General features: G+C 64.5%; 9 protein-coding genes. 1 reads left to right on the top strand and 8 read right to left on the bottom strand.

All coding sequences use genetic code 11. From position 1 onward, the window contains the following. Positions 1-11: 11 nt before the first annotated feature. The 5 genes from AC1DSJ_RS07705 to ggt form a co-directional block, all read right to left on the bottom strand. A complete protein-coding gene (locus tag AC1DSJ_RS07705; RefSeq protein WP_342067437.1) occupies positions 12-1880 on the bottom strand; it encodes a dipeptide ABC transporter ATP-binding protein in 1869 nt (622 codons plus the stop codon). Positions 1881-1894: 14 nt separating this feature from the next. Then, on the bottom strand, positions 1895-2773 hold the full coding sequence (nikC, locus tag AC1DSJ_RS07700) for a nickel transporter permease (RefSeq protein WP_054426077.1): 879 nt from the start codon (positions 2771-2773) through the stop codon (positions 1895-1897). Next, complete coding sequence (locus tag AC1DSJ_RS07695; RefSeq protein WP_054426079.1) at positions 2770-3714, bottom strand: ABC transporter permease; 945 nt, start codon at positions 3712-3714, stop codon at positions 2770-2772. The genes nikC and AC1DSJ_RS07695 overlap by 4 nt, the downstream gene beginning before the upstream one ends. A 138-nt stretch (positions 3715-3852) precedes the next feature. Then, positions 3853-5367, bottom strand: coding sequence for an ABC transporter substrate-binding protein (locus AC1DSJ_RS07690; RefSeq protein ID WP_175169998.1), 1515 nt, complete (start codon positions 5365-5367; stop codon positions 3853-3855). A gap of 49 nt (positions 5368-5416) precedes the next feature. Continuing rightward, a complete protein-coding gene (ggt, locus tag AC1DSJ_RS07685; protein ID WP_476760291.1) occupies positions 5417-7045 on the bottom strand; it encodes a gamma-glutamyltransferase in 1629 nt (542 codons plus the stop codon). Positions 7046-7172: 127 nt separating this feature from the next. Here ggt and AC1DSJ_RS07680 point away from each other — a divergent pair, with 127 nt between their 5' ends. Further along, positions 7173-8075, top strand: coding sequence for a LysR family transcriptional regulator (locus AC1DSJ_RS07680; protein WP_054426085.1), 903 nt, complete (start codon positions 7173-7175; stop codon positions 8073-8075). 70 nt (positions 8076-8145) lie between these two features. Here AC1DSJ_RS07680 and AC1DSJ_RS07675 read toward each other — a convergent pair whose 3' ends face one another. The 3 genes from AC1DSJ_RS07675 to AC1DSJ_RS07665 are packed head-to-tail and all read right to left on the bottom strand — an operon-like array spanning position 8146 to position 12578. Continuing rightward, positions 8146-10317, bottom strand: a complete 2172-nt coding sequence (locus AC1DSJ_RS07675; protein WP_441371229.1) for a phosphocholine-specific phospholipase C — start codon at positions 10315-10317, stop codon at positions 8146-8148. A gap of 35 nt (positions 10318-10352) precedes the next feature. Continuing rightward, positions 10353-10547: a hypothetical protein gene (locus AC1DSJ_RS07670; protein ID WP_054426089.1), complete on the bottom strand. Its 195-nt coding sequence runs from the start codon at positions 10545-10547 to the stop codon at positions 10353-10355. Positions 10548-10568: 21 nt separating this feature from the next. Next, positions 10569-12578, bottom strand: a complete 2010-nt coding sequence (locus AC1DSJ_RS07665; protein WP_476760290.1) for a LamG-like jellyroll fold domain-containing protein — start codon at positions 12576-12578, stop codon at positions 10569-10571. Between the last annotated feature and the right edge of the window lie 33 nt (positions 12579-12611).

The raw sequence follows: 12611 nt of genomic DNA, 5'->3' as shown, positions 1-12611 counted from the left end.
AAAAACCAGCCTCAATAAACCCCCACCGAATGTCGGGCGACAAAATGCCCTTCTCCCACGGCCACCAACGGCTCCACCAGCGGATCATCCCCCAGCTTCCTCATCGGGCTAGGAATCTCATCCACCAGCAATGACCGCTCCCGATGCCGCCGCTGGGGATCAGCGATCGGCACCGCAGCCATCAGCTTCTTCGTATACGGATGCTGCGGATTTTCGAAGATCGCCCGGCGCGGGCCGATTTCCACGATCTGCCCCAGATACATCACCGCCACCCGGTGGCTCACCCGTTCCACCACCGCCATGTCATGCGAGATGAACAGGAACGACACCCCCAATTCCCGCTGCAAATCCAGCAGCAAATTCACGATCTGCGCCTGAATCGACACGTCCAGCGCCGACACCGACTCGTCCGCAATCACCACCTTCGGATTCAACGCCAACGCCCGCGCAATGCAGATGCGTTGACGTTGACCCCCCGAAAACTCATGCGGATAGCGGTCGATCATCTCGGGCAGCAGCCCGCACTTGTCCATCAGCCAGCGCACGCGATCCTGCGCCGCCTTGCCGCGCGCCACGTTATGGATCAGCAGCGGCTCCATGATGGAATAGCCCACCGTCATCCGCGGGTCCAGCGACGCGAACGGGTCCTGGAAAATGAACTGGATGTGCTGGCGCAACGTCTGCATCGCGCTGCCGCGCAACGCGCCGATATTCTTGCCGTCGAACTCAATCGTGCCGCTCTTGCTCTTCACCAGCTGCAACAGCGAACGGCCCGTCGTCGTCTTGCCGCAACCGGACTCGCCCACCAGCGACAGCGTCTCGCCGGGATACAGATCGAAGCTGACCTTCTCCACCGCGTGCACGCGCTTCTGCACCCGGCCCAGAATGCCGCCGGTGATGTCGAAACTGGTCGTCAGGTCGCGCACCTTCAGCACCGGGCCGTTCTCGCGGCGCACGGTTGACGGCGCCGCCACCGGGGCATCCACCAACGCGGCCGGGTCCGCCACATGCGCGGCCTCTTCCACCTTCAAGAGCGGGAACGGCGCGGGTTCATCCGTGCCATGCATCGCGCCCAGGCGCGGCACCGCCGACAACAGCGCTCGCGTATAGGCATGCTGCGGACGCGCGAAGATCTCGTCCGAACCGCCCTCTTCCACCTTGTCGCCGCGATACATCACCAGCACGCGGTCAGCCACTTCAGCCACCACGCCCATATCGTGCGTGATGAAAATCACGCCCATGTCCATTTCTTCTTGCAGCTGACGAATCAGTTGCAGGATCTGGGCCTGGATGGTGACGTCCAGCGCCGTCGTCGGTTCGTCGGCGATCAGCAGTTGAGGCTTGCAGGACAACGCCATCGCGATCATCACGCGCTGGCGCATGCCGCCCGACAACTGGTGCGGATAGCGGTCCAGAATGGCGCGGGCCTCAGGGATGCGCACGCGTTCCAGCATGCGCAGCGTCTCGGCGCGCGCGGCTGCCGCGTCCAGGCCCTGGTGCAATTGCAGGGCTTCGGCGATCTGGTTGCCGGCCGTGAAGCTCGGGTTCAGAGAGGTCATCGGCTCTTGGAAAATCATCGCCACGTCCGCCCCGCGCACGCGTTGCAGCGTGGTGTCGGGGGCATGGGCCAAGTCCAGCACCTCGCCATTGCGGCGGCGCAGGAACATATCGCCATTGACGATCTTGCCGCCGCCGTATTCCACCAGGCGCATCAGCGCCAGCGACGTTACCGACTTACCCGAACCGGACTCGCCGACAATCGCCAGCGTTTCGCCACGGTCAACGTGGAACGACACATTGCGCACGGCTTCCACCGTGCGGTCGGGGGTCTTGAAGCGCACGGTCAGGTCACTGACCTGAACGACGCGTTTAGGGTCCATGGTTGCCATAGTGATTACTTTTCCTGACGCGGATCAAGCGCATCGCGCAGGCCGTCGCCCAGCAGATTGAAGCCCAGCACCACCAGGAAAATGGCCGACCCGGGGAAGATCGACATCCAGGGCGCCTGGGTCATGAAGTTCTTGGCCGTGTTCAGCATCGAGCCCCACGACGGGGTCGGCGGTTGCAGCCCCAGGCCCAGAAACGACAGGCTGGCCTCGGCGATGATGGCCGTGGCGATGGTGATCGTGGCTTGCACGATCAGCGGCGGCATCACGTTGGGGAACACGTGCCGGCCGATGATGCGCAGGTCAGATGCGCCCAACGCGCGTGCGCTCTGCACATAGTCTTCGTTCTTCACCGCCAGCACCTGCCCGCGCGTCAAACGCACGAACTTGGGCGCGGCCGATACGCCGATGGCGATCATCGCGTTGGTCAGGCTCGGCCCCAGGAAGGCGGCCAGCGCGATGGCCAGGATCAGGAACGGAATGGCCAGCAGCGCTTCCGTGGCGCGCGAGATGATGCTGTCCGTCCAGCCGCCGAAATAACCGGCGGCAAGCCCGAACGGCACACCGACCACCAGCGCGATCAGCACCGACACCAGGCCCGCCATCAACGACGCGCGGGCGCCATAGACCATGCGGCTGAAAATGTCGCGGCCCAGCTCATCGGTGCCCAGCCAGTACGACGCCGACGGCGCCTTGCGGATGGTGGTGAAGCTGGTCTGCAAGGGGTCGTGGTTGGCGATGAAAGGCGCCAGCACGGCCAACAGGACGAAGAACGCGACGATGGCCAGACCCAGCATCGCGATGTGATTGCGTTTGAATTTTCCCCAGGCGCGATTGCGGCTGCGGGGCGGCGTGACGGCAGCGGCCGTTGCAGGAAGTGCGCTCATGAGTGCCTCAGGCGGGGGTTGACCAGGATGTACAGAATGTCGGCCAGCAGGTTCATCAGAATGAAGCCCACCGCCACGCAGAGCACCACGCCCTGCACCACCGCGTAATCGCGCGTGAACACCGCGTCCACCACCAGCTTGCCGAAGCCCGGAATCGTGAAGACCTGTTCGGTCAGCACGGCGCCGGCCAGCAATTCACCGAACAGCAAGGTCACCAGCGTCACAATCGGCATCAGCGCATTGCGCAGCGCGTGGCGCAGCACGACCTGGCGCGGCGACACGCCCTTGGCGCGCGCGGTGCGCACGTAATCGGCCGACAGCGCTTCCAGCATGGACGAACGCGTGTGACGCATCAGGTAGGCGGCAATCGCGGTGGACAGCACCAGCGACGGCATCAGCATGGTCTTGATCGACAGCCAGAAATCTTCCGCGGGCGACACATAACCGGACGCCGGCAGCAGCTTCCACTGCACGGATACCACCATGATCAGGATGATCCCCAGCCAGAAGTTGGGGATGGACATGCCGGATAGCGCCGCGATGTTGGCGCCCATTTCAATGGGCTTGCCCTTGCGCACCGCGGCGATGATCCCCATCGGGATGCCGATCAAGAGCGCGAAGAACATGGCCATGGCGGCCAGTTGCAGGGTAACGGGCAGCTTTTGCGCGATCAGCGTCGTGACGGGCACGTCGGTGCGCAGGGACTTGCCCAGATCGCCTTGCAGCACCTGGCCGGCCCAGGCCGCGTATTGCATCGGCAGCGGATCGTTCAGGCGGTATTTGTCGCGCAGGTAATCCAGGACGGCCGGGTCGCGCTCTTCGCCGGCCAAGGTCAGCACCGGATCACCGGGCAGGATTTTCTGCAGCATGAACACGATCATCGACACCAGTATCAGTGTCGGTATCGCGACGATCACGCGGCGCAAGATTAGTTTAAGCATGTGGGAAAAACCGTAGAACAGGAACGGCGGACGGCGTCAGGCCAACAACACCTGGCGCGCGGCCGCCGCAAAGAACCATGGGATGCGTCGCCGCATCCCATGTGCGCAGCGCCCCAAAAGGCGCGCCGCGCGTCGTCATTACTTTTGCGCGAACGTCACACCCTTCAGGCGGATCATGCCATCAGGATACGGCGTAAAGCCCTTGACCTTCTTGCCCATCGCAAACGGCCACGGCTGGTAGTAGTTGTACACGCCCGGCAGTTCGTCCTGGATGATGGTCTGCGCCTGCTCGTAAATCGCTTTGCGCTTGGCTTCATCCGTAACCGTGCGGGCCTCGTTCAGCAGCTTGTCCACTTCCGGATTGCAGTAGTGGCCATCGTTCAGCGCGCCCTTGCAGGTCACGAACGAATGGATGTTGCCATCCGGGTCCACGCGGCCAGACCAGCCCAGCATCACGACCTGGAAGTTGCCGCCCGACGATTCCTTTTGCAGGGCCGCGTATTCCGTGGGGCGCAAGGACAGGTCAAAGCCCGCCTCGGACGCCATCGCCTGAACGATTTCAGCCACTGACGAGGTCGTGGTGTTGTTACCGAATACCAGCTCCGCCTTCACGCGGTCCAGGCCCGCTTCTTTCAGCAAGGCCTTGGACTTGGCCACGTCACGCTTGGTGACGGGGAATTTGTCGCTGTGATAGGGGCTTGCCGGCGGGAACGGCTGTTGGGCCGGTTCGAAAATGCCGCCGCCTGCCACTTCGTTGATGGCGTTGCGGTCGATGGCGTATTGGAACGCCTGGCGCACCAGCTTGTTCTTGAACGGGTTGTCTTCGGCGCGCTTGCCGTTGGCCACGTTGAACATGAACTGCTGGAAGCCCAGGCCGGCCACCGGCGCAAACGTCAGGCTGGCGTCGGTCTTCACTTGCGGCGCGTCGGACGGATTCAGGCGTTCCAGCAAGTCCAGATCGCCGGCGCGCAGGTTCGACAAGCGAACCGTGGTGTCGGGAATGGGCAGGAAGGTGACGCGCTTGAACGCGTAGTCTTTGGCGTCGTAGTACTGGTCGAATTTTTCCAGCACGATGCGGTCGTTCTGGATGCGTTCAACGAACTTGTAGGGGCCCGAGCACACGGGCTTGCGGCCCACCGAGGCCACGTCTGCGTCGGCGAAGGTCTTGGGCGACAGCATCATGCCGGCGCGGTCAGACAGCTGGGCCAGCAAGGTGGCGTCGGGCTTTTTCAGCGTCAGCACCAGGGTCGTGGCGTCCGGCGCGTCCACTTTTTCAACCGAGGCCAGTTCGCCCTTGCGCAGGCTGTCCGGCAGCGTCATCGCGCGTTCCAGGTTGGCTTTGGCCGCGGCGGCGTCGAACTTCGCGCCGTCATGGAACAGCGCGTCTTCGCGCAGCTTGAACGTCAGCACCTTGTTATCAGGGCTGAACGACCACGACGTGGCCAGCTGCGGCACGAAATGCAGCTTGGGATCAATGTCCACCAGCTTGTCGCACAGCGACGTGAACACGATGCGGCCCACGTAGGTGCGGGCGCGATGCGGGTCCAGAACGTCGGGATCTTCCTGCAGGCCGATCCGGATGTTCTGGGCGCACGCGGCGCCCGCAGCCAGCGCCAGCAGGCTGGCGCCGAAGGTCAAGGTCAAGCGTTTCATTGTGTTATTTCCCCTTGTTGCTTGCGATGCTTGAATGTGGATGGCCGTCTTAGAAGCCGACGGCCTGGCCGTCGCGGCGGCTGTCGCTGGCGGCGACGTAACCCAGCTCGTTGTCGCTTTCCGACATGCGCCAGATGAACTGGCCCGCGCCAAAGTCCATGTACGGATCGTCAACAGACTTCAAAGCATGCCCGAGGTCTTTCAAGCCTGCAATGGTGGACGCCTTCATATTGGTTTCGATGTCCAGCGTGAARTCSCGGTTGACCTTCCAGCGCGGSGCGCAGCASGCGGCCTGCGGGTTCTGGTGGTAGTCGATCATGCGCACAACGGTCTGCATGTGGCCTTGCGGCTGCATGTCGCCACCCATCACGCCAAAGCTCATGACCGGCTTGCCGCCGCGCGTCAGGAAGCCCGGGATGATCGTGTGGAACGGGCGCTTGCCGCCTTCGACCACGTTGGCCGACTTGGGGTCCATCGAGAAACCCACGCCACGGTTCTGCATGCTGATGCCGGTGCCCGGCACCACCACGCCCGACCCAAAGCCCATGTAGTTGGACTGGATGAACGAGATCATCATGCCGTTTTCGTCGGCGGCGGTCAGGTAGATGGTGCCGCCGGCATGCGGGCGGCCCGCTTCGAAGTGCGTGGCCTGATCCAGGCGGATCAGCTTGGCGCGGCTGTCCAGGTAGGCGTCCGACAGCATCTGCTCGGGCGTCACCKGCATGGCGCGCGGGTCGGCCACGTACTTGTACAGGTCAGCAAACGCCAGCTTCATGGCTTCGATCTGGATGTGCTGCGACTGCACCGAATCCACCGGGATGTCAGACATGTCAAAGCGTTCGACGATGCCCAGCGCGATCAGCGCGGCAATGCCCTGCCCGTTCGGCGGGATCTCGTGCAGTTCGTAGCCGCGGTACGACTTGGAAATCGGCTTGACCCATTCCGGACGGTAATTGCGCAGATCTTCCAGCGTCATCGCGCCGCCGCATTCCTTGCTGAAGGCGGCGATGCGTTCAGCCAGCTCGCCTTCATAGAAGTCGCGGCCCTTGGATTCTGCGATGCGGCGCAGCGTGTTGGCGGCATCCGGGAAACGGAAGTGTTCGCCAACCTTGGGCGCGCGGCCTTCCGGCATGAACGCCTGGGCGTAGCCCGGCTGCGACTTCAGTTCTTCGGCGGCGGCGCCCCACTTGTGCGCCACGACCGGCGGCACGGCGTAGCCGCGCTCGGCGATTTCGATGGCGGGTTCGAACAGTTGTTCGAACGGCAGCTTGCCCAGCTTTTCATGCAATGCAGCCCATCCGGCCACCACGCCCGGCACCGTCACGGCGTCCCAGCCGCGCTTGGGCTGAATGGCCAGGCCGTCGGGGCCTGTGCCGTACTTCGCCTTGAAGTACGCGGTGTTCCAGGCCGCCGGAGCCACGCCCGACGAGTTCAAACCATGCAGTTCCTTGCCGTCCCAGACGATGGCGAAGCAGTCGCCGCCCAAGCCGCAGGAGACCGGTTCAACCAGCACGATCGTGGCGGCGGCCGCAATGGCGGCGTCCACGGCGTTGCCGCCCTTGAGCAGCATGCGCAACCCGGCTTGGGCTGCCAGCGGATGCGACGTGGACACCACGTTGCGCGCAAACAGCGGGATGCGAACGGAAGGATACGGGTTGCCCCAGTCGAAGGATTTCATGTGGCTTGTCTCTAAACAGGTCTGAACGGGTCAAATCGGGTTAAGCAGGCGAAGGTACTCTCGTGATCTAATTAAATCAATTTGATTTTTTGTTCCGTCATAAAAGAAATTTTTATGGGTCATCGCTATGAGCACCATCCGGTTTTTGCGCACGTTTCTGGCGGTTGCCCACCATGGCTCTTTTTCCGAAGCGGCCGAGCAAGTGGCGCTGACTCAAGCTGCCGTCAGCTTTCAAATGCGCTCGCTGGAAGCGGAGCTGGGGCGCGAACTCTTCGACCGTAGCGGCCGGCTTGCCATTCTTAACGCAGCCGGCCGGGAATTGCTACCTGAAATCAAGCATTTACTGGATTTATACGACCGAATGCGCCTGCCGCGCACGGTGCCGGGCGAACTGGCCGGGTCGGTCTCGGTGGGCAGCATCGTGTCGTGCATGGGCACGCTGTCCAAGGTGGTGTCGGGCTTGAAGAAGGCCCACCCCAAGCTGGACGTGCGCATCCTGTCGGGCAAGGCAAGCGAGCTGGCCGGCAAGGTCGAAGACGGCGAGCTGGACGCGGCCTTTCTGGTCGAAGCCGGCCGCAAGATGGCCAGCACGCGCTGGACTCCCCTATATGAAGAGCAGCTGGTGGTGATTGCGCCGGCATCCGCCACGGGCAAGGACGCCCGCCAGGTGCTGGCGAACAACCCCTTCCTGCGCTTTGACCGCACGCAACGCACGGGCTTGCAGATTGACCGCCTGCTGCGGCGCCTGGCGGTGCCGCTGAACGAATTCCTGGAACTCAACGCCATCGAGACGCTGGTGGAGCTGGTGCGCCAAGAGGTCGGCGTGACCCTGTTGCCGCTGATCAACGGGTCCAACTGGCAACACAGCCCCGAACTTCGGATTCTGACGCTGCCCCAAGACTTAGGCCCGCTTTCGCGGGCCATCGGCATGCTGGAACGGCGCGAGCACGCACGCCAGAGCATCACGGCGGCGATCTGCGAAGCGTGCGCCACGGCCTTCCGGGCGCGCGAACCGCAAACCACCGCCTGATGCTGGGGGCTTGCCTGCTCAGGGCATACCTGCTCAGGGCTTGCCTGCTTAGGGCTTACGCCCTTGGGGCTTAGCTCGCCATCGCCGGGTCGGTGATGGACGTCTTGCCCGTTTCAACGTGGCCGGCGAAGCGGCGCAGGTACGACGGGTCTTCGGCCAGGCGGGCCGTGAAGTCGTACCAGTGGCCGCTGGCTTCCAGCGCCCAGTGCTGTTCCACCTTGCTGCCCGCCGGCACCGTCAGCGTCCACCGCTCATTGTTGGTGTAGTAAGCGTTGGGCGTGACTTCGAACGTGCAGGCGTCCTTGCCGCTGTTGATGAAGCTGACATAGACGTCGCCATTGGCGATGTCGTAGCAGACGCGGATTTCCGGGTCCAGCTGCGACGTGCGCGCCAAGGCCAGGTCGCCGGCAAAGTGGCGGTGATAGCCGTTGGGGCCCAGCACCCACAGGTCGTACTTGCCGCCGTCAGCGGCCGTGTCCCAGCTGCCTTCCAGTTGCTTGCCCGCTTCCACCGTGTAGCGGCGCGGCAGGCGGTCCAGATGCAGGCGGTCATAGACATGGAAGACGGCAGCCTGCTTGCCCGTGTTGGAAAACAGCAGCCACATGTTGCCCGTGCTGGGCTGGCTGCGGCCGCTGGTGTGCAGCTCGTACGGCAAGGCGCGCGCGTAGCGGTAGCCCTTTTCCTGCACCGGCTTGGCCTGCGTCGTCGTGTCCGGCAGCGGCACGGCGGTCAGCGCTTCCTGCGCCGCGCGCTCCTGGTCCGAGCCCGAACGGGTCAACAGATTCAAGTCAGGCAGCTTCTCGTCATTGGGCGTGGCGAAGTTGAAGGCCGAGGTCAGGTCGCCCAGCACCGCACGGCGCCACGGGCTGATGTTGTCTTCCGCCACGCCGAAACGGGCTTCCAGGAAACGCAGCACCGACGTGTGGTCAAACGCCTGGGAATTGACCCAGCCGCCACGGCTCCACGGCGACACCACATACATCGGCACGCGCGGGCCGGGGCCATAGACGCGGTTATCCGCCGCATCCTGAGCGGACGCGTGCGTGTGGCGCTCCAGGTCGGTGTTGACGGTGGACGCACCGGCCATCGACCCATCCGCGTTCAGCGACGGGGCGGCGGGCGACGGCACATGGTCGAAGTAGCCGTCGTTTTCGTCGAAGTTGATCAACAGCACCGTCTTGCTCCAGACGTCCGGGTTCGACGTCAGCGCATCCAGCGTTTCCTGGATGTACCACGCGCCCTGGATGGGGCTGGACGGGCCGGGGTGCTCGGAATACGTGGCAGGCGCCACGATCCACGACACTTGCGGCAAGGTGCCGTTGTTGACGTCGTCGCGCAGCGATTGCAGGAAGCCGCCGTCGGGCATGGTGTTGGCCGTGCCCTTGTACAAGGGGTTGGCGGCGTCCATGCTGGGCGTCCAGGCCGGGTACGGCGAACCGCTGGCGGCGTTGCCCGCCTGCTCGTTGGCGCGGCGGTATTGCTGGAAGCCGGCCAGCGGGTTGTCGCCAAAGTTCTCGGGCAGGTTCTGGTAAACCTTCCAGCTGACGCCCGCCTTTTGCAGACGTTCCGGGTACGTCATCCACGTCCAGCCGGTGGTGGACGCACCCAGGCTGTCCCACTGGTTGCGGGTCGACGGGCCGTTGCCCTGCGCCAGCGGATCATTCGTGCCGGTCCAGTGGAACAAGCGGTTCGTGTTGGTGCCGCCGTGCGACGAACAGTGATAGGCGTCGCACAGCGTGAAGGCTTCGGCCAGCGAGAACTGGAACGCCACCTCTTTCTGACGGTAGTAGCCCATCGACTGGTTCTGCTTGTAGCGCGGCCACTGGTCCATGCGGCCGCCGTCCCACGCCATCTGCGCGTCCACGTAATCATGCGGCGTGCCGGACACGCGCTGGGCGTTGCCCTGCGTGCTGTCCAGGTGATACGGCATCACCACGCGGGTGCCATTGGTCTGCTCCCACACCGAACGGTTCTGCGGCAGCGGAATCGTGATGCGGTCGCCAAAACCGCGCACGCCCTTGAACGTGCCGAAGTACATATCGAACGAGCGGTTTTCCTGCATCAGGATCACCACGTGTTCAACGTCGTTGATGGTGCCGGTGCGGTTGTTGGCCGGAATGGCCAGCGCGCGGCGGATGGCGGGCGGGAACATCGACAGCGCGGTCAGGCCGGCGGTGGAAGCGGCGGCGTTACGCAGGAAGCGGCGCTTGCCGGCGTGGATCGGGTCTTTTTCGGACTTCACGGATGCTTTTCCTATGACTCGGTAAGAGGCGCGGCTCAAGGCGCGCAACGCAGTTCGGGCTTGGCCGGCGTGGGCGGTACGGGCGTGGGCGTGGGCGTTTCGGTGCCGCCGCCGTTGTCGGGCGGCGTGCTGTCGTCGCCGTCATCACCGCCGCAGGCGGCCAGCGTGGCGGTCAGCATCAGCACCGCGCCAGCGCGCAGAAGGTTGCGCAAGATCATGGAATGACTCATGTTTTTTCTATCCAGGAAACATCAGGGAAACAGTTCGGAAACGGACTTGCCGGACATGGCCAGCGACTTCACTTCGTCTTCGGTCAGCGCGCGGGACCAGAAGGCCAGGTCGTCGAAATACATCGTGTACGGGCCTTTGGTGCCGGCGCAGCAGATGCCGTAGGTGCCGCGGCCGTCTTCGTTCAGACCAATGTGCGGGCCGAACACGCCAGCGATCTGCGCCAGGTTCACCGCGGCCGTGCCGGTGACGCGGCGCGAGAAGCCGATTTCGCTGTCGTACACGTAGGCGGTCATGGTCTTGGCCGTCTTGTCGATGGCCATGGCGATGTAGACCGGCTTGTTCGGCGTGAACTTCACCCCGTTGATATCAACGCGCGTGCCGCCCGCCAGGTTGAAGCGCAGCTCGGGGCCGGCCCACTGGGCAATGGTGATGCCAGGGTTGCCGCCGGAGTTGTAGTCCTTGTTGCCCAGAATGGAACGGTCGTTCGCCGTACCGTCCGACTGATACCAGAAGCCGATGGTGAACGCCTGCACGCTGTCCAGCATGCCTGCCGGGTAGTCCAGCTTGAAGGCGCCCAGGGCGGCCGAGCCGCGCTCGTTCTGGAACATCTTGCCGAACACGCCGGCATCCGCAAACGCCGGGGCCTGCGCACCGTCGTACGGCGTGATGACGCCGCCGCCTGCCGCCAGGTCGGTCACATTGCCTTCGAACGGGAACAACATCGTCAGGCCCGTGCGCAAGGAAGCCAGCAGCGGCACGGGCTTGGCGTAGAGCACCGAAGCGCGTGTGGCGCTGACGGCGYGGCCGGCCGACACGCTGTAGTTCAGCGTGTGCACGCCTTCGGTGTCGAAGGTGAAGCCGGTATCGGCATAGTCCGTGGCGGTGCCGGGCAGGCGGGCCACTTCAACGCCATCGCGGCTGACCACGATGTCGCCATCAGGCTCGCCCACGCGCACCCACGACAAGGTCACGGTCTTGTTGTCCATGGACGTGCGCGCTTGAACGCGGCGCACCGCCAAGGTTTCAGACAGCGACGTGCCGGCCATGTCGTACTGGCCCGCGGCGGGCAGCGCGCTCAAGTGCGCAAGCACCGTGGGCGCCACATCGGCGGCGCTGGGCAGCGCATACCAATTGTTGTCCCAGACGCCATCAAACGAGGCGTCGTCCGCGGTGCCACCCAACATCGCCGGCTGGTTCGAGGCCAGCACGATGGTCTTGTTGGCCGACAGCGGCAGGCCGTCGCCCACGCCCGTCTTGCCCAGGCCGTGGCTGGACGTCACCACCATCAGCCAGTTTTCGTTCGGGTGTTCGGCACGGCGGTCGGCGATCTGCTTGGCCAGCACGCCCACGGCCGCGTCCGTCTGGCGGATGACTGCGTCGTAGTTGGCGCCAAAGCCGTTATCGGACGCCGCGCGTTCCGGCGCGCCGAACTGCGCCACCACCAGGTCATAGCCTTCCGTGATGCGGTCGCGCGCCTGGGTGGCGACGCAATCGTCCACGCCTGCGCAATCGGTCAAGGCTTGCAGGTAACCGGCATCGCGGTCGCTGCCCACCAGGCTGGCCAGCAAGGGCGAGTTGAACGCGCCGGCCGTGCGCGCCTCAGGATGCGCCGCCTTCACACGCTGGAACAGGCTGGCCGCCTTCAGCGCCTGGCCCGCGGCATTCGACCGCACGCCATGCACGTCGGCCCACTGGCCCGAGAGCAGCGTCGCCCAGCCGGGCGCGGCCAGCGTGGCCTGCTGCGTCACACTGCCCGTGACGCCGCCCGTCCAGGCGCGCGTGGCGGTCAACTGGCCAATGTTCGGCAGCGTCTTGTCCGCCACGCCGCGACGCATGGCGTCATAGGTCAGGCCGTCGACACCAATGAACAACACCTTGTCGACCTTGGCCTGCCCCGGCTCGGTAACGGGCGGCTGCGTCGGCGGTGCGGGGGTCGCGTCCTCGCCGTCGTCATCGCTGCCCCCACAGCCCGCCAATGCGCTGGTGGCCAGCAACATGGCGCACCATCTTCTCCAATTCGATGCTTGCATCTTCTCTTCTCGTTTCATGAACAGGGTTTTTCG

Source organism: Achromobacter sp. 01N37 (assembly GCF_056399725.1).
Note: the sequence above shows the minus strand (reverse complement) of the source record. Positions and strands in the feature narration are given on the sequence as shown.

Coding starts and splice junctions, on each gene's coding strand:
- AC1DSJ_RS07705 (WP_342067437.1), bottom strand. CDS start 1,880: ATGGACCCTAAACGCGTCGTTCAGGTCAGTGACCTGACCGTGCGCTTC.
- nikC (WP_054426077.1), bottom strand. CDS start 2,773: ATGAGCGCACTTCCTGCAACGGCCGCTGCCGTCACGCCGCCCCGCAGC.
- AC1DSJ_RS07695 (WP_054426079.1), bottom strand. CDS start 3,714: ATGCTTAAACTAATCTTGCGCCGCGTGATCGTCGCGATACCGACACTG.
- AC1DSJ_RS07690 (WP_175169998.1), bottom strand. CDS start 5,367: ATGAAACGCTTGACCTTGACCTTCGGCGCCAGCCTGCTGGCGCTGGCT.
- AC1DSJ_RS07680 (WP_054426085.1), top strand. CDS start 7,173: ATGAGCACCATCCGGTTTTTGCGCACGTTTCTGGCGGTTGCCCACCAT.
- AC1DSJ_RS07670 (WP_054426089.1), bottom strand. CDS start 10,547: ATGAGTCATTCCATGATCTTGCGCAACCTTCTGCGCGCTGGCGCGGTG.